The 25867-nt window shown below is 32.9% G+C and carries 27 protein-coding genes; 12 read left to right on the top strand and 15 right to left on the bottom strand.

Features of this window, described 5'->3' with window-relative positions:
- The first annotated feature begins 28 nt into the window (after positions 1-28).
- The 3 genes from CIT01_02440 (at position 29) to CIT01_02430 (ending at position 1704) form a co-directional block, all read left to right on the top strand.
- The gene (locus CIT01_02440; protein AXV37141.1) at positions 29-238 is read left to right on the top strand and encodes a hypothetical protein; all 210 of its coding nucleotides are present in this window, start codon (positions 29-31) and stop codon (positions 236-238) included.
- A gap of 2 nt (positions 239-240) precedes the next feature.
- Positions 241-990 (top strand): aquaporin, encoded by a 750-nt coding sequence (locus CIT01_02435; GenBank protein ID AXV37140.1) that lies wholly within the window; start codon positions 241-243, stop codon positions 988-990.
- Between the two features lie 255 nt (positions 991-1245).
- Positions 1246-1704: a resolvase gene (locus CIT01_02430; GenBank protein ID AXV37139.1), complete on the top strand. Its 459-nt coding sequence runs from the start codon at positions 1246-1248 to the stop codon at positions 1702-1704.
- Between the two features lie 4 nt (positions 1705-1708).
- Here the strand turns inward: CIT01_02430 and CIT01_02425 are convergent, their stop codons facing one another.
- The 3 genes from CIT01_02425 to CIT01_02415 form a co-directional block, all read right to left on the bottom strand.
- Positions 1709-2137 carry a hypothetical protein gene (locus CIT01_02425; protein AXV37138.1) on the bottom strand — a complete coding sequence of 143 codons (429 nt, stop codon included), beginning with the start codon at positions 2135-2137 and terminating at the stop codon, positions 1709-1711.
- Positions 2138-2154: 17 nt separating this feature from the next.
- Positions 2155-2718, bottom strand: coding sequence for a hypothetical protein (locus tag CIT01_02420; GenBank protein AXV37137.1), 564 nt, complete (start codon positions 2716-2718; stop codon positions 2155-2157).
- A 97-nt stretch (positions 2719-2815) separates the two neighbouring features.
- Positions 2816-4321, bottom strand: a complete 1506-nt coding sequence (locus tag CIT01_02415) for a catalase (GenBank protein ID AXV37136.1) — start codon at positions 4319-4321, stop codon at positions 2816-2818.
- Between the two features lie 98 nt (positions 4322-4419).
- On the opposite strand from CIT01_02415, the gene CIT01_02410 reads away from it, so the two are divergent.
- Positions 4420-4806 (top strand): ferric uptake regulation protein, encoded by a 387-nt coding sequence (locus CIT01_02410; protein ID AXV37135.1) that lies wholly within the window; start codon positions 4420-4422, stop codon positions 4804-4806.
- Between the two features lie 648 nt (positions 4807-5454).
- On the opposite strand, the gene CIT01_02405 is transcribed toward CIT01_02410, so the two are convergent.
- Positions 5455-7236 (bottom strand): hypothetical protein, encoded by a 1782-nt coding sequence (locus CIT01_02405; GenBank protein AXV37134.1) that lies wholly within the window; start codon positions 7234-7236, stop codon positions 5455-5457.
- Positions 7237-7627: 391 nt separating this feature from the next.
- Here CIT01_02405 and CIT01_02400 point away from each other — a divergent pair, with 391 nt between their 5' ends.
- Positions 7628-7828: a hypothetical protein gene (locus CIT01_02400; protein AXV37133.1), complete on the top strand. Its 201-nt coding sequence runs from the start codon at positions 7628-7630 to the stop codon at positions 7826-7828.
- A 106-nt stretch (positions 7829-7934) separates the two neighbouring features.
- Here the strand turns inward: CIT01_02400 and CIT01_02395 are convergent, their stop codons facing one another.
- The 10 genes from CIT01_02395 to CIT01_02350 all read right to left on the bottom strand — a co-directional run bounded on the left by CIT01_02395 (position 7935) and on the right by CIT01_02350 (position 18516).
- The gene (locus CIT01_02395) at positions 7935-9695 is read right to left on the bottom strand and encodes a teichoic acid biosynthesis protein (GenBank protein AXV37132.1); all 1761 of its coding nucleotides are present in this window, start codon (positions 9693-9695) and stop codon (positions 7935-7937) included.
- A gap of 18 nt (positions 9696-9713) precedes the next feature.
- Entirely contained in the window at positions 9714-10160 is a 447-nt protein-coding gene (locus CIT01_02390; GenBank protein AXV37131.1) for a hypothetical protein, read from the bottom strand.
- Positions 10126-10788: a biotin transporter BioY gene (locus CIT01_02385; protein AXV37130.1), complete on the bottom strand. Its 663-nt coding sequence runs from the start codon at positions 10786-10788 to the stop codon at positions 10126-10128. Before CIT01_02385 ends, CIT01_02390 begins: the two co-directional genes overlap by 35 nt.
- Before the next feature lie 306 nt (positions 10789-11094).
- On the bottom strand, positions 11095-12456 hold the full coding sequence (locus tag CIT01_02380) for a deoxyribodipyrimidine photolyase (protein ID AXV37129.1): 1362 nt from the start codon (positions 12454-12456) through the stop codon (positions 11095-11097).
- Between the two features lie 31 nt (positions 12457-12487).
- Complete coding sequence (locus CIT01_02375) at positions 12488-13453, bottom strand: cytoplasmic protein (GenBank protein AXV37128.1); 966 nt, start codon at positions 13451-13453, stop codon at positions 12488-12490.
- A gap of 12 nt (positions 13454-13465) precedes the next feature.
- Entirely contained in the window at positions 13466-13951 is a 486-nt protein-coding gene (locus CIT01_02370) for a TspO protein (GenBank protein ID AXV37127.1), read from the bottom strand.
- A gap of 171 nt (positions 13952-14122) precedes the next feature.
- Positions 14123-15112: a recombinase XerC gene (locus tag CIT01_02365; protein ID AXV37126.1), complete on the bottom strand. Its 990-nt coding sequence runs from the start codon at positions 15110-15112 to the stop codon at positions 14123-14125.
- Positions 15113-15206: 94 nt separating this feature from the next.
- The gene (locus tag CIT01_02360; GenBank protein ID AXV37125.1) at positions 15207-16718 is read right to left on the bottom strand and encodes a peptidase; all 1512 of its coding nucleotides are present in this window, start codon (positions 16716-16718) and stop codon (positions 15207-15209) included.
- 154 nt (positions 16719-16872) lie between these two features.
- A complete protein-coding gene (locus CIT01_02355) occupies positions 16873-18009 on the bottom strand; it encodes a hypothetical protein (protein AXV37124.1) in 1137 nt (378 codons plus the stop codon).
- Between the two features lie 90 nt (positions 18010-18099).
- Positions 18100-18516, bottom strand: coding sequence for a hypothetical protein (locus CIT01_02350; GenBank protein AXV37123.1), 417 nt, complete (start codon positions 18514-18516; stop codon positions 18100-18102).
- A 767-nt stretch (positions 18517-19283) separates the two neighbouring features.
- On the opposite strand from CIT01_02350, the gene CIT01_02345 reads away from it, so the two are divergent.
- The 5 genes from CIT01_02345 to tfb all read left to right on the top strand — a co-directional run bounded on the left by CIT01_02345 (position 19284) and on the right by tfb (position 22769).
- On the top strand, positions 19284-19574 hold the full coding sequence (locus CIT01_02345; protein AXV38697.1) for a hypothetical protein: 291 nt from the start codon (positions 19284-19286) through the stop codon (positions 19572-19574).
- 6 nt (positions 19575-19580) lie between these two features.
- Positions 19581-20240: a hypothetical protein gene (locus tag CIT01_02340; GenBank protein AXV37122.1), complete on the top strand. Its 660-nt coding sequence runs from the start codon at positions 19581-19583 to the stop codon at positions 20238-20240.
- Between the two features lie 89 nt (positions 20241-20329).
- Positions 20330-21388, top strand: coding sequence for a hypothetical protein (locus CIT01_02335; GenBank protein AXV37121.1), 1059 nt, complete (start codon positions 20330-20332; stop codon positions 21386-21388).
- Between the two features lie 170 nt (positions 21389-21558).
- Positions 21559-21837, top strand: coding sequence for a hypothetical protein (locus CIT01_02330; protein ID AXV37120.1), 279 nt, complete (start codon positions 21559-21561; stop codon positions 21835-21837).
- The gene (gene tfb, locus CIT01_02325) at positions 21834-22769 is read left to right on the top strand and encodes a transcription initiation factor IIB (protein ID AXV37119.1); all 936 of its coding nucleotides are present in this window, start codon (positions 21834-21836) and stop codon (positions 22767-22769) included. Before CIT01_02330 ends, tfb begins: the two co-directional genes overlap by 4 nt.
- Before the next feature lie 349 nt (positions 22770-23118).
- Here tfb and CIT01_02320 read toward each other — a convergent pair whose 3' ends face one another.
- A complete protein-coding gene (locus CIT01_02320; protein ID AXV37118.1) occupies positions 23119-23769 on the bottom strand; it encodes a hypothetical protein in 651 nt (216 codons plus the stop codon).
- Between the two features lie 380 nt (positions 23770-24149).
- Between CIT01_02320 and CIT01_02315 the strand changes: the two genes are divergently transcribed.
- Both CIT01_02315 and CIT01_02310 read left to right on the top strand, forming a co-directional pair.
- Entirely contained in the window at positions 24150-24965 is an 816-nt protein-coding gene (locus CIT01_02315; protein AXV37117.1) for a hypothetical protein, read from the top strand.
- 57 nt (positions 24966-25022) lie between these two features.
- Complete coding sequence (locus tag CIT01_02310; GenBank protein AXV37116.1) at positions 25023-25859, top strand: hypothetical protein; 837 nt, start codon at positions 25023-25025, stop codon at positions 25857-25859.
- Positions 25860-25867: the final 8 nt, after the last annotated feature.

Genomic DNA, 25867 nt, shown 5'->3' with positions numbered 1-25867 from the left:
CTCTAAATAATTTTTTTGAGGTGAAAATATGAAGTGTTACATATGTGCTGAACTGGGAAAAGATACTGATGCAGTGGCCATGTGTATAGTTTGTGGTATGGGTTTGTGTATGGACCATGCTATAAGACAGGAGGTAGAAATATGGGAAGGAGGATACCCATTCCCATCAGAAAAGTTGGAGAAAACTATTCCCCGTATACTATGTCCTCCCTGTTATGAAGCCTTCAAGGAGAAATAATTATGGTTTCACTAGCTAAAAAGATGCTGGCCGAGTTTATCGGGACCTTCATCCTGGTGTTTTTCGGTACTGGTGCAGCAGTGATAACACTAATGCTCGCCGCGGGGGGCACGCCCCCAAATGACTTTAACATTGGGATTGGATTATTCGGAGGTCTTGGAGACTGGTTGGCCATAGGTTTAGCTTTCGGTATTGCAGTTTGTGCTTGTATATATGCATTTGGACGTATTTCGGGTTGTCACATAAATCCTGCAGTTACTATTGCGTTATGGGCCATTAAAAAATTTCCATCTGGCGAAGTTATTCCATACATAATTGCACAGCTGGCCGGTGCCACTCTTGCCAGTTTTTTATTAGTAACTTCTATTGGAATGGATGCAGTAGCAATTGGAGGTCTTGGTGCAACTGCTCCATTTCCAGGCATTGGCTATCTTCAGGCCATTTTAGTGGAGGCCATAGGCACATTTGTGTTGATGATGGCCATTATGGGTGTGGCTGTTGATAGAAAAGCAACACCAGGATTCGCAGGACTTATAATTGGTTTAACCGTAGCCGGTGTTATCACCACAATCGGTAACATCACGGGAGCATCTATCAACCCTGCCAGGACTTTTGGACCATATCTAGGTGATTTATTACTTGGAGGGACTAATTTATGGGCTTTTTATCCTATATATCTTATAGGACCCATTGTAGGTGCAATTTTAGCCGCAGTTATATACAATTACTTAAACAGTGATATTGGGGGTTAAAAACCTTTTTTTTTATTTTTTTCATTTATTTATAATATTTAAAATTGAACTCCAATTGGAAAACTTTTTTTAAAATATTTTCCAGATTTAATGAATACTGATTTTAGGCATTGAAATATTACTGATAAATATCAATAATATGATTTAAGATTGAATCGTATTTATACCATAAATAACATATCATTGGGTAACTATTACTACTAAGACTTTAATTTGTACTAAAATATTTACGTAAATCTAATAAAGGTGCGTTTTGTGGTTGAAGAAGTATATCTGGAAGAACCTTTGAGCTCTAAACTAATTTCTCAATTATTAAAAGAGAATCCGAATCTTAAAAAAATTATACTTCCTGAGGAAGTATATATTAAAACTAGTAAGCAGATTTTCGATGAATTGATAAAGTTGGATATTGTTGTCAGCCCCCGGGCTAGAAGGGGTCGCCCTAAAAAATATGGTGAACTTGAAGTCTATCTCATTCAAAAAATGCTTGATAAAGGCACAAGTCTTGTTGAAATTTCTGATATACTTAGGATCCCTTTAAAATCAGTGTATTACCTTAAAAAAACAGATTTGAAACAGGGAAGAAGATCTAAATATTCAGATGAAACAGTTAATCAAATTAAAAAGTTATACGAAGACGGCATACCTGTAAGACAGATTTCAAAAGAAAGTAAAATTCCAGTAAGAACAATATATGACTTATTAAAGAGGTAAAGTGTTATGAGTTTAATTTTTTAAATTCAGGCTTTGATATCCCATTAACTTTAGTTTTTATTAGCAAAATGTGGGCAGTTATTGCTATCCCGATTACGATTAAAAGTAAAAAGATGTATCCTTGATTTAAATAGATCATGGATACAATTAACATGATCCATAAAAATAAGAGACTTTTAATCTTCACATCAAGAGGTACGCCTTGTTTTGTCTGATAATTTTTTATGTAACTTCCAAAGTAGCGATTATTGAGAATCCATTTTTCAGCTTTCTTTGAACTTTTAGTAAAACAAAAAAACGAAGCTAAAACAAAAGGAGTGGTAGGTAAAACTGGTAAAAATACTCCTACAGCACCTATGCCCAGCAGGGTAGTACCTAAACTAAGGAAAAATAATTTTTTTTTATCCAAGTTTCCACCTAACCTTTCTGCTATGTATTATATACACCTTATTACGATTTAGGGAAATGTTTAGTGAATATTTCTCCAAGATCTTCTGATCCTTTGATTATAAATGTGTTGTACATTTTAGACAATTTTTTAACATGTTCTACATCTTCTTTTCTAATGGTGATTTTTAAATCATTCCCATTAGGAAGTTGGGTAATGGTTACTCCTTCTTCATAGTCTGAAGGTAATATATATAGGGGGACATCCGCTTTCTGCCCCATAATAGCAGCATTAGATATTAAAGTATCACCCATCCTCATAGCGATCTTAGCCACAGTATTGGAGGTGCCCGGTGCTACTAACATGAATTCATATTTACCAAGTTGGATATTTCCTGCTAAAAAAGGTGCATTGGCATTTATTTCAACCCAAACCTTATCAAAATTGGATTCTATATCACTGGATATTCCATAATATTTAACAACCTGATCTCCAGATTTTGAGATAAAAACCTCAATATCCACCCGGTCTTCATATTCCTTTTTTATTTTTTGCATTGCTTTAAGTGTATCCAGTATTTTATCCCCTGCACCGGTTATTCCCCATGCAATCTTTTTTTTCTTCATTAAAAACCCCTCCTAATTTCATATTAACAAAACATATAGGTATTTATTACCTATATACTGTTTTTCATTATATTAAAACCTTAAATTAGGAAAAATATTAGCTGGTGGATTTTACTCTTTCCTCCTGACTCATGGCAGCAAGTTCTTTTACCTTTGTTATATCCAGTCCCAGACTATCTGCAACTCTTGTTCCATATTCTGGATCACATTTATAAAAAAGGGCCGTCTGCCGGTATTGAATGTTTTCTTTAGCATTGCAAAGATGTCCTGCTATATTAGATATTAAACTAGATTTAGCTTCGTCATCTAAAACCCGTCTATATAGTTCACCAGTTTGGACGAAGTCAACATCCTCCACAGGCCGGGTATGACGGTCAATTATGGCCTGTATCTCTATAGCTGGAGGACTGAAGGTTATATCGGGTTCAAGACCGTTCATTGTGTTAGGGTAATAGTTTGGTCCGGATCCTCCATTTTCATCTACATTCATAGGACCATCTCTTTGGTAATTGGCTATTTTGGCATTTTTAGCTCTGTTAACAGGTATTTGGTGATGGTTTGCACCTAACCTGTGCCTCTGGGTGTCTTCATAAGTAAACATCCTTCCTTGTAATAATCTGTCAGGGGAAGGACCTATACCTGGCACAAAGTTTGAAGGGGCGAATGCTGCTTGTTCAACTTCTGCAAAGAAATTTTCAGGAGCTCTGTTTAAAACCATTCTTCCCAATGGAATTAAAGGATAATCTCCATGATACCACACTTTTGTGATGTCAAATGGATCGAATTGGTATTCTTTAGCTTCTTCAGGGGTCATTATTTGAACGTAAACCTTCCATTCAGGATAATCTCCAGATTCTATAGCATTATAAAGGTCTTCAATTGCATGATTAGGATTTTCACCAGCCATTTTAACTGCTTCATCATTGGTGAAAGTTTTATTACCTAACACGCTTTTAAAGTGTACTTTAATCCAGACATACTCGCCTTCCTTGTTATACCACATAAATGTATGGCTGGAGAAGCCGTCCATGTGACGGAACGAATAGGGGGTTCCCCTATCTGAGAAGAGTATGGTAACTTGATGGACAGATTCTGGAGTTAGTGACAGGAAATCCCAGAACATGTTTGCATCTGGAAGGTTTGTTTTGGGATTCTTTTTTTGAGTGTGGATGAAATCAGGGAATTTAATAGCATCTCTGATAAAGAATATTGGCGTGTTATTCCCAACTAGGTCATAGTTACCTTCTTCTGTATAAAATTTAACTGCAAATCCTCTAGGATCTCTTGCTGTATCTGCAGATCCTCTTTCTCCACCTACAGTTGAAAATCTTGCAAAAACCTCGGTTTTTTTACCAACTTCACTTAAGAACTTGGCGCGGGTGTATTTGGAAAGATCATTGGTTACTTCAAAAAAACCATAAGCACCTCCCCCTTTGGCATGTACTACACGTTCAGGTATTCTTTCACGATCAAAATGGGCTAATTTTTCAATTAAATGGACATCTTGCAGCAGGGTATAACTTGATCCCTGACCGGTGGTCAGTGATGCTTGATCATTAACTGTTGGGTGTCCCTTATTGCTGGTCATTTTTTCTTTTTTCATAATGAACAACCTCTACATAATATGTAATTCTATATAGAACTTAGTTCTATTTAAAATTTAGGATAAATTTTTATCCATGTTACAACAGAAATCTATTTATGGAAGAAAAATTCAGAGAAAAGAGCATTAAGATCACTCCTCAAAGGCAGGAACTGATTAAAAAACTTAAAGAATTGGAAAATACTCATCCCTCATTTAATAATATATATAAAGCCATGAAAAATACACAACCTAATATAAGTCGCTCTACAGTCCATAAAAATCTGAAACTACTCGAAAAAATAGGTTTCATACAAAGCTTCCATTACAATGGGGAAACCCGCTATGAAATGAATCCTGAGCCCCATATAAATCTGGCAGATCCCAGTGGAAATATAATAGATATTAAAAATAAAGAAGTCCAGAAATATTTAAAAGAAATAGAAAGGGTTTTAAAAGAGGATCAGGGTATTGAAATTAAAAGAGTACTGGTCATTGTAGAATAATTTTTCAATTAATTGTATACATACTTTTAGGACTATTTGAGTCTAGTATTTTTAAATTTTAGATAATATTAACTTTTTATAGTTTCTAAAATTATTCCTTGAAAAAATCAAGATAATTTTTAATGAATTTAAAATATTAATGTATGACTTAATTTTTTTCTATATTCAACTTTGTTCATAATTCAAACCATTAAAAATTCTTAAATCAACAGAAAATCATCAGCACATATAGCCCAATTGGTTTAAATAGTAATATTTTGGAGATTTTCGAAGTATAGAAAAGAGTGGGTGGCACTGAACTAGTCAAACCAATAATCTTATCTTCGTTATATCAGTCTATTACGAAGTTGATTAAGTTAAATTATATCTTAGAAAAATTATAATTTGTGATAGTCAATGAACTTAACCTTATAAATATCGTAGTTAGATTTAACTTATTTTTTAATTATTATACTATTTTTAATATTTAACTACAAAAGTTATTTGTTTTTCATTTTGTCCACATAATGATATTTTTTGGATAATTTGATATGTATAAATATAAAAAATAAACAAATATTGATGGAAGTTATGGAACATCTACTGAAAATGTATTAATCCCTTTTTTGATGATAATAATTAAAAATAAGAAAAAATACAATCCCCAAATCATTTAGAATACTTTGGTGTTTTAAACTTAATGGTAAATTTGGTTCCACGACTCCTATCCAATTCAATGGTTCCATCTAACTGTTTTGTCAGATTATTCACCAACTGCAAGCCCAAAGAATCGACCTTCCGGAAGTCCAGATCTGCAGGGAATCCCACACCATCATCGCTTACCACCAGTTCAAATTCATCTTCACCAGGTAAACAATGAAATTCAATACATAGCTCACCTTTACCATCTGGAAAAGCATATTTAAGACTGTTAGTAATAAGTTCATTGATTATAAGGCCTAGAGGGATGGCATGGTCTACATCTATTTCAACAGGGTCCAGATCCATGTTAAGATGGATTCCCGACCCTAGTCGGTAAGTGTGGAAAAGTTCAGTGGACAGTTGCCGTATATAATCATCAAATTCAATTTTCCGCATACTTTTTGTTTGATATAATCTTTCATGAATTATTGCCATGGATTTAGCTCGATTTTGACTTTCTTTAAAAACATTTTGAACTTTTTCGTCCTTTATCTTTTGTGCTTGAAGGTTAAGGAGGCTGGATATAATCATGAGATTGTTTTTTACCCGGTGGTGAATCTCTTTTACCAGAATTTCTTTCTCGTCCAATGAGTTTTTAAGTTTATTTTCAGCCTCTTCATGGGCAATTATTTCTTTTTTAAGTTGTATATTCATATTTTCCAATTCTTTTGTCCGTTCTTCAACCAACTCATCTAAATGTTCTTTGTAGTGATCTCTTTCTTTCTCTGCCTTTATAAGAGGACTTATATCATTACCTACAATTATTAATCCTAAAACATCTTGTTTAGCTGTCTTTATGGGGGAGGTGGAAACTAATACTGGTAGACAGTTATCATCTTTTCGTTTAAGAGTAGTTTTCATATTATTTTTGTTTGATAAATGAGAATCAGGGTAATCTATTTCATTGAAAACAAAGTCTACTGGCTTACCCATTAACTCTTTTTCAGTGTAACCAGATATTTCTATGGCTTTAGGGTTGACGTGGATTATTTTCCCATCTTCATCCAATAAAAAGAGAAAATTAGACATTTTGGAGAGAATTTTATCAGAAACAATGGATGAAGTCAACTGGGGCAGCCGGAATTTCCAGATACCATAAACAATGAATCCTAACCCTAGAGCTATATACAGATTAAACATAACCAGTGCAGGGATAGAGAAAAATATAGGCATAACAAATTCAAGTAATATTGCAAGGAATAATGGTGAATAAATACCAATCAATATGTATTTTGCCTGTCTACGCTTGGTACCTGCAGAATTAAAATAATAATGCAGGACCAATATGGCACTTATTAACCACAATAAAATTGTCCATATTATGGCCAAAAAAGTGAGTATTGAAGTATTGGGCATGTAAGTCCATCCCCAGTATCCTTTTTGTGCACCATGGCTAATTAAGTTGGTGGTAAGATTTATTATGGCCAATAGTATAGTAGGAAGATATATGAGTACGTAAGTTATCTTCTTTTTCAATATATGGAACTTTTCAGTGGATAATAGGGCCAGGTGAACATAGAATGAACCCATGAGCACCCATGGAAAAGCAGCCTTCATCCACCAATAGGTCTGTTCTGGAGTAGTTGAACTGCTGATTTGAAAGTCTGTAAATGTCATATAAGCTACAAGGAAGCTGAAAATAGCTAATACTTGATTCAGCCGATTATTAGGGTTTTTATAGTAAATGAAGTTTCCCATGAATATACAGCTAACTGAAGTTATGATTGAAATTAAATTGAAAGGGAACATTTAACATCCTCATGATATTGATAATTTATTTTTATTAAGAAAAGACTCATATCCATGTTTTAACTGTTGATTGGTATTATATTTTATTATTTATGGCTAGACTCTCATCTTTTATTCTAAATTATTTGTGTATAACGAAACTGAAGGTTTTTAAAATTTATCCAGCTTTTCCATAACTTTTTGTATTTTCCCAATTTTTTAAGAATTAGATTCATATTATATAATGTTTATGAGGCTCTCTAAAGATTTATATTTATTGTTGTAGATTTTCCTAGAAGATCAGATAATAAAAATAAGAAACTTTATTGTAGTCTTTACATTCCCTTCGATAATTAGATCTTCAAAAAATAAAGAGGGAAAATTAAATTTAGAAAAGAAAAATTTACTTCTTATGGGATTGTTAAGTACTCTAACCTCAATATTCCAGATTTACGCAATTAGTTTGACCTTGGTGGCTTATGTTAGTGCTTTTAAAAGAATCAGTGCAGTTTTAAGTGTTTTTCGGGGTAGATTAATATTCAAAGAGAAAGAAATCAGAGAAAGAGTTTTAGGAGCTACAATTATGGTTTTGGGAGTTTTTATTATTATTTAATAAATTTTATTGATTATTTTATTTTTAACAGTTCTAAAGCATCTATAAACAAGTTAGTATGAAATTATCTTAGGTAAAGATGTTAAGTAATACCCCATATTTTAACTTAATATTTTTTGGCATGCTCTTCCACAGCAGCCTCTAAATCATTTAGTAACTTCTCATTACCTGGATGATTGTAAGATTTGAGATTTTCATTATATATTTCTAGATTGTTGAAGAATTCTTCAATATCTCCCTTTTCAACTTCTTCTAAATATTTACCATAGCCCAGTTTTTCTATGTAAAATGCGTTGACTATTTGTTCAAACTGTTTTTTAACTGGTATGCTTAATATTGGTTTTTTAAGATATAATGATTCTCCGATAAGTGTAAAACCGCCGTTAGTGATCACAGCTTTACTGTATGCCAGATCTTCAAAGAATTGAGCTTCATTAAATTTTTTAAAATGCAGATTTTTCTCATATTTTTCAGTGTGGAAACCATAAACGATAAACTTTTCATCAACTTCTTTGAGTATTTCCAAAAGTTTTAGGTTAGAGTCACTGGTTTGATAAACTAATATATGATTTCCTTTTCCTGGATTTAAATTGCAGATTTCATCCCTCAGTATAGTGGGATATAATCTTACTTTTTCCTTGTTTTTTATTTCTGGATAAAAATAGGTGATTATAAAATATAACTTGGGCATAATAATAAATGATCTAATAACTCCTTGAGCCCTGATCCGGTCATTTCGATAGTTGTTTGGAACTTCAATCTCTGTTTGGGTTATGATGTGCATGTTATCCAAACTTAAAAGGGGAATTCTGGTTAACTTACTTAGGAGGTTGGAGTAAAATTCAAAGTCAGAAATAATGATATGGGGCTGTAATGATTTAGCCATACTGTACATCAACCGGACATTATCTCTGAGATCTTTAGGCAAATCTTTCATATTAGAAGTGAATGTTTTAACGTTATTCACCTGATTATCCTGGTAAACAGTGTTAAATCCTTCAATACGGTGCACATTGTCAAATTTATCTACCAGATAATCATAGGCCCGGTCACTGGCAAAAATGGTAACATCATATTTCTCTTTAAGATACTCTATTACAACCTTGCTTCTAGTAGCATGGCCCATTCCCTCTCCACATACACCGTAAAATATCCTTTTTCTCTCTTTATCATGACCAAATTCATAGTCTAACTGTTCTGCTGTGATTTTTTTCCCGACAAACTGATATAGTGTACTTTTAATATATTTATATGCTAAATTTTTAGTTCCTTCCTTCTCCAGACGCCGGGTAGATACCAACAATCTGGGTTCTCTTAAAACTTTGAAAGAACTTACCTTTGCCACTCTTTCAATGTAATCTGTGTCTTCACCAAAATCAAGTTCTTCATCAAAGCCTTCCACTTTTTCATGCAATTTTTTGCGAGTAAGTATGCCGTAACATCCTGCACCATGTGGTTTTATTGATTCCACTTTTCTCATAAAGAAATTTGCAAAATCATGTAATATATGGTCAATTCTCCGGTTGCTTAAGGGAACCATCTGGGTTATGGCAATACCCAGATCATTATCAATGAACTCATCCAGTGCCGATTGAAGATAATGATCAGTTAAGACCGAGTCAGCATCAAGAAAAAGTAAAAATTCTCCCTCTGAAACCTTTGCTCCATTATTCCTACCTACTGCAGGTAATCCACCATCCACTATTTTACAACCGTAAGATTCTGCAATCGTTCTGGTTTTATCTGTGGAACCAGCATCAGCTACAATGATTTCACAATCTTCGAAATTCTGCAGTTTTATACTCTCTAAGAGTTTTGGAAGATATTCTTCCTCATTGTAGGTGGGTATAATAATACTAAGCTTCATTTAACTCATTTTCTAATTTTAAATTTTTTTTGATGATATTTTTTGATAATAGAGGCATTGGGTATGCCAGGAACAGTTACTGCAAACTTCCTGCAGATTGTTAATGTTTTTGAAAACAGAGTTTACTTTTTCAAAGATTACAGAAGATTTTTCAATAAATCCTTCATTGATTCCTATTTTTTCTAGTACTGCTTCATCCATTTTTACAATGCGGTTGTTTGATTTTATGCTTTCAGTGCAGGATTCGTCTTGATTATGGGGACATTTGTAACAAATATCATCACATTTGGATATTATTTTTAGATAAATGGAGGATACATTATCTATATTTTCAATAATATTCCACATATTCTCTTCGAATTCCCTGCTATACCCATGGCCTTGAAATCCTTGAATACACAATAGGTGGTGGGCCCTAATTTGCAGTGGATTAGAAGAGTTTCCAGTTCCGGGCCTCGTTAACATCAACCTCCTGGTTGAATGCTTTTTTAGGTGTGGCTGCTTTAGCAAGAGATGCAGCTCCAATTATCTTAAAAGTATCCCCTATCAAAAATGGTATAAAACCTAGGGCTAAAAGAGTCCATAAATCAGGCATTGAACCTTGAACTAGATACATCCACGCAGCCAATCCAATTAATCCTGGTATGTATATAAGTGTAAAGTTTGCCAGAGATATCAGACCTAACATTGATATGAAACTTCTGGATCGGATGTATTTATCAGTGAAATAACCTAAAAATAGGGCAGTTAAAATAAAACCTATTAAATAACCTCCACTAGCACAAAATAGAGTTTCGAATCCACCAGTCATCTCTGCAAACCAGGGGACTCCGGCTATACCAATACCTACATATAAAATTTGGCTTAGTCCACCCCAGTATCTTCCTAGTATTACTCCGGATATTAAGACTGCAAAAGTCTGTGCAGTTAGGGGTACCGGGGTCCATGGTAATGGAATAATAATTTGAGCCAGTATCCCAGTTATTAATGCCATTCCTAATGCTAGAACGACTTTATTCATAGTTGATTGTTCACAGCGCCATTTAAAGAAGTTGTATCTTTTTTGGTAATAAGTATCAATAGTTATTGACATTCAGTTCCTCCTAAGAATGTTTTAAATCATAATCCCGCAATTAAACCATAAAACTGTTGTTTGGTTTAATTTAGATAAAAACTTAGATATGTTATGGAAAAGTTGTAAGTCTAAAGACTAAGTTTCTCCTTATATAATTTGTCAAAATATTATAAATACTTTATTTAGTTCAGGTCATAAATTCAGGTGATACCCATCCTATTAAAAGAGTAGTAATAAAATTTCTTCAAGGCCGTAATCTCATTTAAATGAAACAAAATTGCTGTTTTTAATTAATTTGTTCTATTAATTGTAAAATGTACATGGTTATCCTTCCAGCTTTTCAATTTCATCAATTTCTTCAACATAGTTTTCAATTTTAAATTTCCTTCGTAGTCCATTGGCGTTCATGTATCGCACCTTGCCGAAAACTTTTCGTTCTTTCCATGCCCTATCATGCTTACCAAAACACCATGCAACACCAGTATATCCATTAGCGTCACGGCCGTCAATTTCATATTTATTATTCAAATAAATTGCTATCTTAAAAGCCTTATCAGGAGTTTCTGTCCATTCTAATATCTTTTTACCCCAGTACATTCTCATGTATCCATGCATTTTACCTCTAACCATCATCTCCTTTTGAGCTGCATTCCAGTAAGGGTCATGGGTTTGGGCATATTCTAACTCTTCTAACGTGTAAATGTATTCTCTTTTATCATTTTCATGTTCATACAGTGTTTTACGGGGCCATTCTGGTAACCCTAGAATGGAATCATAATTTGGGTTATAATAGACGTAATTCATGCTTAATTCTCGTCTAACAATCAGTTCTTCAAGAAAACTTTCAACACCAGGACTGTCAGTTTTTATAGCTTCCAGGGCAATGTAAAGGGGAGATATTTGTCCAAAATGCAGATAAGGGCTTAGATGGGATAAATAATTCTGTGTGGGGTCATTTCTAAGATCTCCAAACCTATCTATCTTGGTTTGTAGAAAATTTTTTAATTTAATTAAAGCAGCACGGGCACCTCCCTGGTAAAAAACAACTTCTCGAACTGTTTCATCTACTTCAAGCTTTTTAATAGCCTTATCAATATCAATTATATCAAAAGAAGGAATTTTAATTTCATATGGGTCTTTTTTAAGTGTTTTTCTTTGGAGGGGAACTAAAAAATCATTTAGGATTTTGTTTAACTTTCTTCTGAGGGTTGCTGCTGAATACTCCTCTTTGGGGGATGCAGTTTCAACTGGTACCACCACATTACTTTCCACCTGTATCAGTGGACATTTCACATTTTCTGCGGTGTATGCTCTCCAATGCTTTTCTATTTTTAGATAACCACCATCTACTACGGCTAATGATGCATCACGCCCTAACCTGGAGGCACCGATTTCAGGGGATTCATTAAGAATTAACATGTTTATGCCACGTTCCTGAAGTGAAGATTGAACTTCTTTAAGACCTTCCAACATGAAATAGTAATGACGGCGATTTGCTTCTGGAAAATTATCTGTTAAACCAAAATAAACCATTAAAGGTAAATTCAGCTTATTTGCTTGTAAAATAGAATACTCAAGTGCATGGTTGTAATGCTCCCGCTGGGATGATTGCATCCAGTAGAGAACATATGCCCCTTCAATAATTTTTTTGTTGTTCAAATGAGTTATTCTTTCTTCTTGAATAATAATAAGCCCTCCTTATACTTGCAGAATAATCTTAAAATCCTCTTTTATAAAGGGTAGTTATGGGCATTAATTTTTCAGGGTAAGGTTCGAAAAAGGTTTGTTTGGCCAGATATTCCTCATTAAAACGGATCATCCATGATTTTAAGATATTCAAATTAACTATCAAAGGCATGATCCCTTCACGATACTTTTCTATAGAATCCAGGAAAAATGATTTTTCTTCATGAGAAAGTTCTTTTGAGAAATATCCCATAGAATGCATCAGTATATTGATGTTAGAGGTAGATTCTGGCGGTTTTATCAGAGTCTGTAGCAATAATTCTTCATAATCTTTTATTACATCTTTTATTGGTTTTTGATTATGATTAGCCACTATTTGACCCATTTTTGGGGTTAAAATCTGTTTGTAAGCCATTAAAAGGAATTTATGGGTAGAATGAAACTCAATTAAACTGTTTATGTTAAGGGCCTTTTTAACATTGCGAAAATCAGATAAAGTATAAATCTTGGTTAAAAAGTTTTCACGTATTTTAAGGTTTCTAAGGCGACCTTCATCTTCCACAGCCAGATAAGGATGTTTATCAAATACTTCTGATGCAAATGCACCCACACCATCAGTCCGGGGCCTTCCATCCTTTAATCCAGGATAAACTTTCACGGCTTTTACACCGCATGAAGGTGACTTATTTTTTAGTATAAAACCGTCAAAATCATTTAATTCAAATAAATATGAACGTGCAAAGTTTTCCATATCTCCAGTTAAACATCTCCCTGTTGCAGGTTGGAATAACTCTACTTCTCCTTTTAAGTCAATTAATCTTATAGGGTCTCGGGGTATGCCCAACCCTAATTCTACCTCGGGACATACTGGCTGGAATTCAACGTAATCTTTTAACTTCTTAACAAAATCGCTGCTAATTATCAATCCATTATATCGGCATGGTTCAAATTCAATGCACTTACTTACTATTAAACGAGGTTTTTCAAAGTTTCTCACAGATCTTACCCCTTAATTTAGGAGATATACAGAATAATTGAGATAAGCTGCAATAGTTACCCAGACAATATAGGGTACAAGGAGCAATCCAGCGACTTTAGATATCCGATAGAAAAGAATCAGGTTGATTAAGATAGCTATCCACAGTATAATTATTTCAATTAAACCGCCGTATATTGATTGTAATCCAAAGAAGATCAGCGACCATAGAAGATTTAAAATTAACTGTAGGGCAAATACTGAAAGTGCAATTTTAACGTCTTTTCTATGTAGGCCCTCTCGCCATACAAGGTAGGCAGCAATACCTATCAGTATGTATAGAGTTGTCCATATAGGTCCAAAGGCCCAGTTGGGTGGAGTCCAGGAAGGTTTGTTAAGGGCAACATACCAAGTAGTTAGTGAATCAAAAGTGACAATTGAGCCAACAAATCCGGTAATTAGGGTTAATCCCAAAGTTATAATTAATTTAGGAATTTGATATCCTTTATTTTCATTCAATCATACACCCCCTTAAATAATAACTTTGTTTTTAATAATTTTTAAATCTTTCCAGATAATAAAAATAAAATAGATAATAATTTTTTTGGGGGGTGTAGAGGGGTTTATATAATTTTTCAGCCAAAAAATTAATAATTTTAATTAGGGGATTATTCAATCAGGAGTTAATGATCACCTTAATTTAGCCCGATCGTAAACATTTTTAAGGGTCTGCATATCGACGCTGGTATAAATTTGAGTAGTACTTAAATTAGAATGACCCAGAAGCTGTTGTATGGCTCTAATGTCTACTCCATTTTTTAGAAGATGGGTGGCAAAGGAATGTCGCAGTATGTGGGGTGTTACCCTCTTTTTTATACCTGCACTTTCTGCGTATTTTTTAATCATCATCTGGACGTATCGGGGTGTTAAATGATTACCAAAACGGTTAATAAAAAGAGCATCACTATCATCAGTCCTTTTTTCCAGATATTCTTCCAGCAATAACTTCATATTTTCATCAAAAAGTACTATACGATCTTTTTCACCCTTTCCACGGATTCTGATGGTTCTTTCTCCAAGGTCTACATCATCAGTATGGAGAGACACCAGTTCAGATACTCTTAATCCTGCAGAATAGAGAAGTGCTAGTATCACTTTGTTTCTTGTATTTAAATGATGTCTGGAAGGTGTTGATGAATCATTAAGGTCCATGGCATTTATGAGATTTTTCACCTCAGTTTCATTCAATGACTTAGGAAGAGACTTGGTTCTCTTTGGTGTTTGAACATCATCCAGGATTTTAAGACCACCAAATTCAAAGAATTTTTTGACTACTACGGTTACCAGATAAATATAGTTCTGGGAGACTTGTTTTTCCCGTTTTAAATATTGTATATATCTTTTGAATGATCTTAAAATTCTTTTTTCATCGTATAGATCTTTTTCATTGGTTAAAAATTTATAAAAAGTGGTTACGATGGATTTATAAGTTTTTATAGTGTTTTTGGAGTAGTTTCTTATCTCTAATTCCACTAGATAATCTTCTATCATCTCTGGGAAGTTGTAATGCTCTAAAATATTGGGTTTTGATGAACTATCTGATTCAGTTTTAACTGATTTTAGTTCAATTGATGTTCTTTCATCATTTTTTTTGGTTTTGTTATTGGAGGAGGGATTCATTTTATCAGATAATAAGCTTTAAATGAATTTTATTCAAAACCAATATTTAAATTTATCCAAAAATACCGTTTATCAAGAATAATTTCTTCTAAAGTTAAATATAACTTCTATCAACATGGTCGTTTGATGATCTAGGTTTACTACTACTCATGTGTTGTGAACTTGAGAAATCTTTTCTCATGGCGTTTTCAAAGGATTCATATCTTTTAATAATCTGATCCTCTATGGAGATAGATTTATTTACTGCAATTGACATGTGTTTTTCAGTTATAAGTTCAGCACCTTCCATAACAGCAAGATCGCCGGCCATTCTAACCACGCCGCTTAGATCTCTAAGCCTAAGGGTGAATGCATCTTTGTGTTCATCGATGATCTTGGCTCTTTTTTTAGCATCTTCTAGTAGTATTTCAACTGCTCTTCGATTTGCATGGGGTATTTTTCCATCCATCTCAATTTCCTGGGCCACAAATTGGGCCAGTTTTGCAGCATTTTCTTCAGAAACAGGCATAGTTGTTCTCATGAGTATTTCGTAACCTTCGCCCTGAATTCGAGAGCGCATAGGGGGTAAAATGTATTGAACATCCCTTATATTACATGCTCCTACAAAAATAAAATCACAGGGAACATCTTCTACTTTAACTGAGCTTCCAGCACTCTGAGGATTTCTTCCAACAATAGGAAAAACTTTATCCTGCATGGCACTTAGAATGTAACGTTGTAAATTAGCTATATGGACTATTTCATCTATAAAAAGAACGCCCTCATGAGCTTCATGGACTGCTCCTGGAACAACTCTTTCATAGGGTTGAGTTCCAAGATCCGGGTGTCCTCCGTATGGGTCGTGTCGGACATCTCCTAGAAGTTCTGTTTCACTGGCACCAGTGGCCTGTACAAAAACCTTTCTGTCAATGGGGACAATAACATTTCGGGGTTTTTCTTCAACAATTTCTCTTCGTTTTTCCAATGCCCTTTGATCCAGTATCTTAACCTTCTCACCATCAATCCTTTCATATATAACTACTTCTTCTTTACCATTTAAGATTCGGGTAGTGGTAACTCTTTCTTGAGGAATGTTTATAGGATCATTGCTCATTTCAAACATTCCCAGCAGATCTCCCAAATGTTTTCGCCGGGCATTTATGTGAGAAAATTTGTCTCCTCCACATTCGGGACATATACTTTGATATGCACTGTTATAAGTTCCACAATGGGTGCATTTAAATCCTAATCTCTCAGCCACTGCCTCAGGCACACTTTTTGGACTTACCACATCACCTTCGGCTAGTTCAATCTCTTTTTGCTCATTTCGAATCTCTTTTATAGATTTTATTTCCACAAATGGCCTTTCTGGTCTTTCTGGATTATGAACAACAGTTATTTCTTCCTTTGCAGGGGTTAAATGGAAAGATATTGCTTGAGCTATGAGGGATTTCCCAATACCGGGAGGTCCGACTAGTAAGAGATTTCTCCTTTGTTTTGCAGCAATTTTGACAAACTTAATAATATCATCATGCCCAATAACTCTTTCTAAGGGGTCTTTTGGTATTAGAATATCTTTTGTTGACTCAATATCTTTTACAAATTCCTTATTCATATTCACATACATAAAGATGCCTCTTAACTGGTTCTTATCCAAAAACCTCTAAATATATTCCTGGTTAAAAAATTAAATAATAATAAAATTAAAGAATTTATAAGTAGTTATTTAAAAATATAATGAAATTGTAGACTCATCAACGATGAGAAAACAATTTAAGGGATTATCTGGTAATTATTTTTATCTGGTTTGGTTTTTTCACAACATCACTCATTCTAACAGCTACAATATGTTTTACTCCTTTTTCATGGGCCATATCAACCAGGCGTTGACTAACCACACCATCAAATACAACGGCGTAGGTGTTGTTGTTAACAGTTTTGAGTTCGTCATAAAGATTTTCCACTTTAACCTCTTTGAGTATGTTCAAGGCATCATCGAAAATCTCTGCATTACCAGATCCTTCTAATTCGCTCAAAATATTTTTCAGGACTTTGATTTTATCTTCGCCTTTAGGTTCAACTTTAATTCCCATATCATGATACATTTGTTCTATAGGTATTTTGTCCCTTAAAGCTACCATTATTTCATCTTTAGCCAGATCTTCCACTTCTTTTCCTTTAGGGGCTTTAGTAACGTAGTCAATTTCTCCTACTTGTAATAATTCTTTAAGAATTAATTCCCCACCACGGTCTCCATCGACAAACGCAGTAACTGTTTTGTTTTTGGTTAGCTCTGCCACAGTTTTAGGAACACTTACTCCTTCTACAGCTATGGCATTTTTAACTCCGTGTTTTAATAAGTTTAGAACATCGGCACGGCCTTCTACAACCAGAATAGCATCGGAAGTTTCAACATTTGGTCCTGCAGGAAGTTTTTCAGAGCCAAATTCAGTTATTTCATGTATTCTCATTGCTTCTTTGACTTCTTCGATCATTTTTATGCTTTCAGGAGTAACTTCATCCATCATACCTGCATAAATTTCTTTTGCTCTGTTTACCACGGTTTTTCTTTTAACAGCCCTTACATCTTCCACTTTAGAGATTTGGATGTATGCTTCACAGGGTCCAACCCTATTTATTGTTTCTAAGGATGCTGCTAAAATTGCAGTTTCAACTCTGTCCAGACTGGAGGGAATTACTATTTCTCCTTTAGATCTTCCCCCTCTGGAGGTTATATTGACTTTGATTCTACCTATTCGACCTGTTTTTTGAAGTTCTCGTAGATCAAGATCGTTACTTAAAAGTCCTTCGGTCTGTCCAAAAATAGCCCCAACAACGTCGGGTTTTTCAACAATACCATTAGCATTAATTTGAGCGTGAATGAGATATTTAGTTGTACTTATTTCTTCTTTTCCCATGTTAAGCCTCCCTTTTTGTCTGTAGATACTTATTGTAATATGGGTATATAATTTATCAAGATTCCTTTGAGAGAATCATAGATACTAGGATTATATACAGCAAGCATAGGGGTATACTTCGAGCTCAAGTTGATTAATATGTCTTGGAAGACTTTGAATATCTTTTATGTACCTTCTGGTCATTCCCATAATTTTATTCCTTATTTTAAGGTTTGGATGGGAACCTAAACTTTGTATATCTCTAGATAATCTTTTGGCAAGTTCGTTTCCTTTTTTATCAAAATCTGTTAATATAACAACTTTAGAAGATGATTTTGTAGCTATTTCTGCTATTTCAAAGAGTTTAAGACCTGAACCCGAAACTTTTATAAAATTTCCATCAATTCCAAGTTCTTTAAGCGCTTTTTCGTCTTTTAGGCCTTCTATTAAAATTGGCACTCCTTCTTCTCCACAGAATTTTAGTTCTTCAAGTTCTTCTTCTATGCGTAATAATCTTCTAAAACTCATGATAAGCCCTTTAATGACTGTAATAGTATCTACGTAATCATATAAATTATCCATCCTAGTGGGAACTTTAGTAGTAAGATCTACTAAAATTTTGTTAATTCATTTACTAAGATAGTGTTATATAATTCCACTTTATAATATGCAGTTTATGATATATAAAAAATAGTACTCTTCATTAATCCAATTTACCAATTCAAAGTTTTATAGAGGATGGAAAAATTTTGGAAAAAACTGTTTTTTATGGTTTTAAAAATTTTAAACATTTTTTTTAAAAAATCAATAACATTCAACTGGTATTTTAAATTAAAATAGTTTGTAATACTTTATATTTATTACATATTACTTAAAATATCTATTTTTCTTGTTTTAATTTGTTTTAAAATTTTATAACTAATTTTTATCTGATAAATGAATTTATATTACAGTTAAAATAAGAGTGTCCCCCTTAACTTAAAAAGGGGGTTATAAAATTAATTAGTGGGGGACACTTTGTCTAAACTAAGGGGGGGTGAAGTTTAGACTTGCGTAATTTTGAAAAAGTTATATAAATACTTTTCGATTTGTCCTGTTTTGAAAAATTATTGTTCTAAAAATATTCTATAATTTTTTGAAAAATTATATAAACTCGAAATTAAGATTACTTTCAAAAACAATTTTATGGGTTTAATAAACTTTTTAAATATTAATCAGTCAATATTTTTTTAAGAAATGATTTTATAAAGTAACGACAAATAGATATATTACGAAATTTTCCGGAGGAAATGAAAGTGGCAAAAGGCCTTATTAGAATAGTATTAGACATATTGAAACCACATGAACCAACTATACCCTATTTTGCTAAATTTATAAGTGAAGTAAATGGTGTAGATGGCGTAAATGTAACCTTAATGGAAATTGATAAGGAGACTGAGAATATTAAGGTAACTATTCAGGGAAATGATCTAAATTATGATGAAATAACTGAAGCCATAGAACAATATGGTGGTTCAATTCACAGTGTTGATGAGGTTGTAGCAGGACGAAAGTTAGTGGAAGAAGTTACAACACCTCAGGATTGATTATTAATGAGTAAGAAACAGAAAATATCTCCAGAAAATTTACTAGAAAAATTCACATCCAAAAAAATTGATCTGAAAACTCTGAAGTATATTTCAACACCACAGATTTCAGATGCAATGAAAAAATTAAATCTGGAAAACACATCTATTAAGGGTGTAAAACCTCGAACTGATAATAAGTTAGTTGGAAAAGCAGTTACAGTAAAAACTGATTCTTATGATTGGGGAACAGTAGTTAAAGCCATTGAAATTGCTAAAAAAGATCAGGTTATTGTAATAGGTACTGATGAGGATGATCAGGCTCTTTGGGGTGAATTAACATCTAAAATGGCCCAGGAAAAAGGTTTATCTGGTACTGTAGTAATGGGGGCAGCACGGGATATTGCAGCCATTAGATCTTTAAATTATCCTCTTTTCTCTTCTTCAATTATTTCAAATGCTGGTGACCCTTTAAATGAAGGTGAGGTTAACGTACCTATTAAATGCGGAAATTTAGAAATTAAACCAGGGGACATAATAATTGGTGATGATTGTGGGGTGTTGGTTATTCCTAAACCACAATACCAGGATGTCATCAAGGAAACTTTAAATATTAAAAAGCAAGAAAAAGAAATTTTGGACAAAATTGAAAAAGGTTTTAGTTTATCTGAAATTTTAGGACTTTAATACATTCAATCAATTTTTTTACAAAGAAATATATACATTAATTATCTAAAAGACGGCTATTGTAATCTATTCTATTATTGAGGATTTTCATGAGTAACACGTACGATACTATTAGAAAACATAAGTGGAAGATAATCTTATCTTTCGCTGCAGCTTTTTTTATCATATTTGCCATATCTTTTTTAATAGGTATAAATGATATTTTAAATGTTTTAAAACGTACAAATTTGGAATTACTCTTATTGAATTTTATTTTAGAGGCAATAATAATTTTATTATGGACTTTCAGGTGGAAACTTATTCTTAACATTGTAGATACGGCACCGAAATTTAAAACTATGTTAATAATGCTTATGGCCAGTCTTTTTGGAAATAATGTAACTCCTGGTGCTGCGGGTGGAGAACCTTTAAGAGCTTATTTATTGAGAGAACTAGAAGGAGTACCTTTTGAAATTGGATTTGCTTCTTCCACTGCTGATAGGGTTTTTGAATTTTTCCCCTTTGTAATTATATCTCTTTTCGCCGCGATTTTCATTCTGACTTGGAATATTGATCTAATAACCCGATTGTTTGTGAGTATTCTGATTTTCATAACCATGATCTTTTTTGTTATTCTAATCTACGCTGGTTTAAACAAAGATATAGCTCAAAGAATAATTATTAGGATTACACGATCAGTGTTTCCTTTTATAACTAAATTTACAAAAAAGCCACTTGACTTTGTTGAAATTCGAGATAAGCTTATATTTTATGTTAATAGATTTTCTACGGGTTTTTTGCAGGCTTTAGAGGATAAAAAAGTATTTATATTGGGTTTTATAATCTCCTTTGGAATGTGGGGAATAGATGTGTTCAGAATATATGTTTGTTTTGCGGCTTTAGGTTCATATCCTCCCATTATACCTCTAGTTATTATTTATACTGTTGCAATATTGATCTCTCTTCTCCCGATCCTTCCCGGAGCATGGGGAATCAGAGAAGCTACCATGGTGGGTCTTTTTGCTGTTGTAGGTGTACCTGCAGATGTTGTTCTTGCGGCTAGCATAATTGATCGTGTGGCAAGCTATTTCACTGTTACATTTATTGGTGCCATGGCTGCATTGTATTATGGTAAGTTAATAAGAACTAATAAAAGTGTATCAGTTTAGAATTTAATTTTTTTTGGTTATTTAAGGCTTAAATTGATTAATAAACTTGTAATCAATCTTAATACCATAAACTATTTTTTAAATGAATTTATTTTACATTTAATACTATCGAAAACTATATATATAACTTCTATCAACATAATTTATTATATAAAAGTTTCGGTTTTAACATGAAAGAATTGGGAATTATTTCACATATCTCCAATAAAGGTAATATTATACTCAGATCCAGTCAAACGCCTGGTTTTGGTCTTCCTGTTTTTTCTAAAAATAAAGAAAAACTTGGTAGAATTCATGATATTTTTGGTCCTACTAAAAAACCATATATTACCATAAAGCCCAACCGTGCAATAAATTCTAAAAATCTTGAAAACCGAGTTGGAGAGGTTTTGTATGTAGGAACAAAACCCGTGAAAAAATGGGGGCGAAGAAAACGAAGGAAAAAATGAAGTATGATGTTTCTGAAATCGAAAAAGTAGAAACAAAATGTCCAGAATGTGGCTCGGAAAAGCTTATAGGCGATTATGAGCGTGCAGAAATCGTTTGCGGCGCATGCGGTTTAGTTATCGATGACAATCTGGTGGACATGGGTCCTGAGTGGAGAGCATTTGACCACGAACAAAGGGACAAAAGAACCAGAGTAGGTGCACCTATAACCTATACTATTCACGATAAAGGTTTAAGCACCATGATTGACTGGAGAAATAAGGATATCTACGGTAGAGATATCCCTGCCCGGAACAGAGCCCAATGGTACCGTCTGCGAAAATGGCAGAGGAAAATTAGAATATCTGGAGCAACTGAAAGAAACCTGGCATTTGCTCTAAGTGAACTGGACCGGGATTCTTCAAGACTAGGTCTTCCTAGAAGTGTAAGAGAAGCAGCGTCAGTAGTATACAGAAGTGCTGTGGAAAACAAACTCATAAGAGGACGAAGTATTGAAGGAGTCGTAGCAGCATCACTATACGCAGCATGCAGACGATGTAACGTGCCGCGTACTTTAGATGAGATAGCCGAAGTGTCACGGGTAAGTAAAAAAGAAGTAGGAAGAACCTACAGATTCTTAACACGTGAACTGAACATCAAACTACCTCCAACTTCACCTGTTGATTACGTACCACGATTTGCAAGTGAATTAGGGCTTTCAGGCGAAGTTCAATCTAAGGCAATTGAGATCATCGAAAAAGCCATGGAAAAAGGTTTAACCTCTGGAAGAGGCCCTACAGGTGTTGCAGCAGCAGCATTATACATTGCCTCAGTACTTTTAGGTGAGAGAAAAACCCAAAGAGATGTGGCAGACATTGCTGGTGTAACTGAAGTAACCATAAGAAACAGATATAAAGAATTAACTGAACAGCTAGATATGGGCGTAACCTTATAAAACCATATCTAAAAACTCTTTTTTTAAATTAATTAAATTTATTCCTAATATTTTATAATGAATTTAAATTAAACTTATTTTTCAATTTGTAGTTTATAATTAATTAACACTCTTTTTCCTTCTGTGCAAAAAACAGGAATAATCACATATTCAAATCTAAAAATGAAAAAATGGGCACAAAACATGGAAAAAAATCAACACTCAATAACTTTACAACCCAATTTATAAAAAAATTTATATATTAAAAAATAATTATAATAATTATAATGGTGAGTAAGTCCTTCTGAAAGGATGATGTCCACGTAGGTGGAATGGGAGCGAGTAGGAAAGGGTTCACCATATTTACTTCTTATTTTGATTGATAATTGTATTTAACATTTTCTCCATGATCTTTAAATTTTAATTTATGCATAATTCTAGATGATATTAATTCATAAAATGAAGAATTATTATCCCTATATTTCATATGAATAGCTCCAACAACAAAATCAGCTATTTGAACTCCTCTATTTTCACGTGAATCTACGTGTTGTACAGTAAATTTAACTTTAGAGTTAAAATTATCATTAAAATCATTAAGAACAGAGTTAAATTCTTCAATCGATTTTTTAGGAAGATATTTATCAATTATAATGGTAACAGGACTATTTCCAATAACTTTGTTTATTGTTTCAATTATTAAGACAGTAAATGAGAAGTCTTTAATATAATCTCTTTTTTGTAATTCATTATAATTAACATCATCCTTTTCAAGTATAAAGTAAGTAATAGCTACATTTTTATTTCCAATACACTTTAAAATTTTAGTTCTTACATTTTTATCAGATTCAGAGAATTTTAGCTCACTATATTTCTTATATTCTTTCTTTATTTTCTGTCTAGTACGTTTAATGCAATTATATAATGGTTTTGGATTATCTGTACAAACTGCAGTTACTACAAAATATTCACTTGAACCAAATCCAATGTCTCCTGATTCGTCTAAAAATATATATTTCACTTAATTCACCAATCCATAAATAGATTATTTGAAATACTATATAAAATTAGAGGTTTTTGGGGGGATAGGGTATGTAAAGGTTTGGATATATGGTAGGGTAAGATAAAAGAAAGTATAATAATGAATAAGAGGGTATAGTTAATCATATTCATTCTTTCAAAAATCAATAATTTATACATAAAACTAATAATTTAATGAATTTTATCATATCTAAAAAACTCTTTTTTAAAATTATTTTAACTTATTTTTAAGTTTATATTCAATGAATTTGAATTAAACTATTTTATTTTAATTTTTAGTTCTACATGTATTGAATACTAAATGAACTATTTTTAATTGATCCAAAAATTATTAATATCCTTCTTAACAATACTTCTTTTATGAAAAATCGTTTCAATTGGTTTTTTGAAGTATTTTTTGTAGCTTTAATTTTTCTAGATATCTTTTTGTTATTAATATCTGCTATATTTGAGTTAAGAATTACCAGTTATTATAACATAGGTTTATTCGATTTATTAGCCTCATTATTTTTAATATTTGGTTATTATTTTAGATTTAAATACAAATTAGCTGAGTTTAAATTAATATATATTGCAGCATTTATTCCATTCTATTTTATTTTTATAAATCTAATAGGACTGACGGAACCTAATTTCTTAATAATTTTGCGTTTAGTAATTTTAGTTAAGATATACGTACTCTTAAAACTATTCAATGTATTAGGACGTCGTGTAATTTCTTTTCAAGAAAGAAGTAAGCTTATATATCCGATAATATTTTTTGCGGTCATGCTTTTTATCTGTTCAACTATTTTTTTGTTCGCCGAGCAAGGAATCAATCCTAATGTCCAGAATTACGAAGATTCTGCATGGTATGTTATCCAAACCATAACTACAGTAGGTTATGGGGATATTGTTCCCTATACTGCAATAGGAAGAGTAACTGGAGTAGTTGCAATGTTAAGTGCAATTATAATTACCAGTTTGATCACAGCATCAGCCACTTCTTCACTGGTGGAAGCTTTTAGAGAAGAGCGGGATAAATTAACTCAAAAGAATATGGAACGAATTAGAATCATAGAGAATAAAATAGATGAGATAAATAAAAAAACTAAGAATTTAGATAAATTAGATGAATTGAGTTTTCAGCTTAAAGAAATTAAGTCTGAACTGGAACGCATTAAAAAATCTAAATAAAGAAGATTTTATTAATTTTACAAAAAAATTTATCTTAATAGGAATAAACATCAAATCATGAGTTTAAGTATCACTAATTTTTATATTTTAATTTTAATAATAACTGGAATTTGTGTAGGTTTTGCAACCGGCCTTTTGGGAGTGGGAGGAGGATTCATATTAGTTCCAGTCCAGTTTTGGCTATTAGAATCAATGGGGATTAATAGTACAATTGCTATCAGAGTTGCCTTTGGAACCAGTCTGGCTGTGATTTTACCCACAGCTATAAGTGGAGCCTACGGTCATTACTATCGCCGATGCGTTTTAGTTAAACCAGCCATAATACTTGGTATTTTCGGATTTTTCGGGGGATTACTGGGAGGGGTAATAGCTAGTAATGTTCCTGGAGAATATTTGAGATTAATTTTTGGATTCCTACTTATTGGAGTAGCTATCCAGATGATAACCTATAGAAATAGAACTTCAAAGAAAAAGAAAGTTGAAAATATCTATTGTTATGTCATGTGGGGTTTAATTGCAGGAACCTTATCCGGACTTCTGGGAATTGGGGGCGGAGTCATATTGGTGCCCATATTAGTTTTAATTATGGGATTTACTGTATTAGAAGCCATAGGCACGTCTACTGCAGTTATAATATTTACATCAATTGGAGGGATATTGTCCTATATCATCAATGGGTGGGGTGTGGAAGGATTACCACCCTACTCTTTAGGATACGTAAATTTACTGCAGATGGTTATTTTAATATTATTCACTGTACCTATGGCTCAAATAGGTTTAAGGGCAGCTCATAAACTTCCTGAAAAATATTTAAAGATAATATTTGTTGTTATCATTTTATACATGGCATTGAAAATGATCGGAGTTTTTAACTGGTTAAATTTACCTTTGTAATTCTAGTT

Origin of the sequence: Methanobacterium sp. BRmetb2, from assembly GCA_003491285.1 — an archaeon.
Classification (GTDB): domain Archaea; phylum Methanobacteriota; class Methanobacteria; order Methanobacteriales; family Methanobacteriaceae; genus UBA117.
Note: the sequence above shows the minus strand (reverse complement) of the source record. Positions and strands in the feature narration are given on the sequence as shown.